Source organism: Aeromonas sp. QDB25, from assembly GCF_027707725.1.
In the GTDB taxonomy this organism is placed as follows: domain Bacteria; phylum Pseudomonadota; class Gammaproteobacteria; order Enterobacterales; family Aeromonadaceae; genus Aeromonas; species Aeromonas caviae.
The window spans coordinates 1-1309 of the sequence record NZ_JAPCIZ010000204.1 but is presented as its reverse complement, the minus strand read 5'-3'; the positions used below and the strand labels follow the sequence as shown (position 1 = coordinate 1309).

The window sequence follows — 1309 nt, the reverse complement described above, 5'->3', positions numbered from 1 at the left end:
CAGGGCGCACAACCGCTTACCACGGATCTCGAACCCCTCCGGCATGTCCTGCCCCTTCCATGTCTCGTCATCGCGAACCGGGTGAAGCGGAACAACTTCGGCCTGCCAGGGAGCCCCTTCCTTCTGGCTGGCGTCTTTGGATTGCTTGGCAGTTTCGCCCTGACTCTTGGTGATTCCGCCAAGGGTCTGCCCAACTGTCAGATCCTTCTCGTTTACCTGATTGCTGGTGACTGGTGCTGTGCTGGCGCTCATGATGGCCTCTTTGGTTGCGGTTAGCCCGTGGGCTTGGTGGTAGTCATTCCAGTCACCGGCAACCGGCGGCAGGGCCACCAGCCCGCCCACGGTTGCGGCTGCTTGCTCGGCCTTGGTCTTGCCGGGGTTGCCTTGGGTGTGTGCGTCATTGTCGCCACATAGCAGGATCCGGGCCTTTGGGTGCTGGCGGCGGGCAATCTGGGCCACCGCCGCCAAGTTGCCGCAATCCATCGCGCAATAGACGGTCGCCCCGATAGCTAGGTGAACAGATAGCCCGGTTGCGTACCCCTCGCAGATAGCCACCAGCTCCCCACCATCTATACGGTGGAAAGCCCCAGCCTTCTGGCCGCCATGCAGGTAACGCTTGGTGCCATCAGCCCGGATAAGTTGAACGTTCACCAGTTCGCCCGTCTCATCGGTCAGCGGGATCACCAGGCTACCGGCTGGGTAGTTCTCACCCCCTTCACGGATCAGGGTGCGGTTAATCGTCGCCTGCGGCCACTCCAAGCCCTTGGACGTGAGATATGGGCTCACCCCTTGGGCCACATCACCCGCGATGGCAGCGGCACGGCGGGCAGCCTTCTGGCGCTGTTGTTCGCTCCGTTTGCGATCTTGGTCTGCCTTGGCCTGTTGCTGCTGGTGGATACGCTCCCGCTCTACAGGGTCAAGCCCACCGGCAGACAAACCCACCAGCGGGGCCAGCAACTCGGCCGCCGCCTTTGGGGTGGTACTCAGCACCCGGCACACCAGATCCAGCCCATCCCCATTCCCGCACTGGCTACAAATCCAGGTGCCGCGCCCCGTTTGGTCATCCAATCGGAATCGGTCTTTTCCGCCACAAGCAGGGCAGGGGCCATGCTTGCCCCGGCTCGGGGTATCTATCCCCATCGCCGCCAGCAGCTCGGGCCAGTGACCAGCGGCAGCGGCCACCACATCAGAAACAAAGCGGGGGCTCGCGGCCCCCTTGGTTGTCATGCTCATTGTCATTGTGCCGCCCCCAGTCGTTGCTCACGCTCCTGTGCCAGCACTATTCCGGGATCATCGCCCCTATCAATCA

General features: G+C 62.8%; 1 protein-coding gene. It reads right to left on the bottom strand.

Annotation, left to right across the window (positions count from 1 at the left end; all coding sequences use genetic code 11):
* Positions 1-1233: primase-helicase zinc-binding domain-containing protein (locus PG883_RS23480; RefSeq protein WP_270808453.1), on the bottom strand; the 1233-nt coding region annotated here is incomplete at its 3' end.
* Between the last annotated feature and the right edge of the window lie 76 nt (positions 1234-1309).